Annotated in this window: 1 pseudogene; it reads left to right on the top strand. The window is 32.6% G+C overall.

Going from position 1 to position 674, the window contains the following annotated elements:
- Positions 1–60 precede the first annotated feature (60 nt).
- Positions 61–674, top strand: a pseudogene (locus HMPREF3239_RS02225) (IS6 family transposase); the annotation flags it as partial.

Below are 674 nucleotides of genomic sequence, written 5' to 3'. Positions count from 1 at the left end.
ATAAGGTTCTGTTGCAAAGTTGAATTTATAGTATAATTTTAACAAAAAGGAGTCTTCTGTATGAACTATTTCAGATATAAACAATTTAACAAGGATGTTATCACTGTAGCCGTTGGCTACTATCTAAGATATACATTGAGTTATCGTGATATATCTGAAATATTAAGGGAACGTGGTGTAAACGTTCATCATTCAACGGTCTACCGTTGGGTTCAAGAATATGCCCCAATTTTGTATCAAATTTGGAAGAAAAAGCATAAAAAAGCTTATTACAAATGGCGTATTGATGAGACGTACATCAAAATAAAAGGAAAATGGAGCTATTTATATCGTGCCATTGATGCAGAGGGACATACATTAGATATTTGGTTGCGTAAGCAACGAGATAATCATTCAGCATATGCGTTTATCAAACGTCTCATTAAACAATTTGGTAAACCTCAAGAGGTAATTACAGATAAGGCACCTTCAACGAAGGTAGCAATGGCTAAAGTAATTAAAGCTTTTAAACTTAAACCTGACTGTCATTGTACATCGAAATATCTGAATAACCTCATTGAGCAAGATCACCGTCATATTAAAGTAAGAAAGACAAGGTATTAAAGTATCAATACAGAAAAGAATACTTTAAAAGGTATTGAATGTATTTACGCTCTATATAAAAAGAACCGCAG

Source organism: Staphylococcus sp. HMSC34C02 (assembly GCF_001838705.1).
Lineage (GTDB): Bacteria > Bacillota > Bacilli > Staphylococcales > Staphylococcaceae > Staphylococcus > Staphylococcus borealis.
The sequence above is the reverse complement of the archived record's forward strand: the minus strand, read 5'-3'. Positions and strand labels throughout refer to the sequence as shown.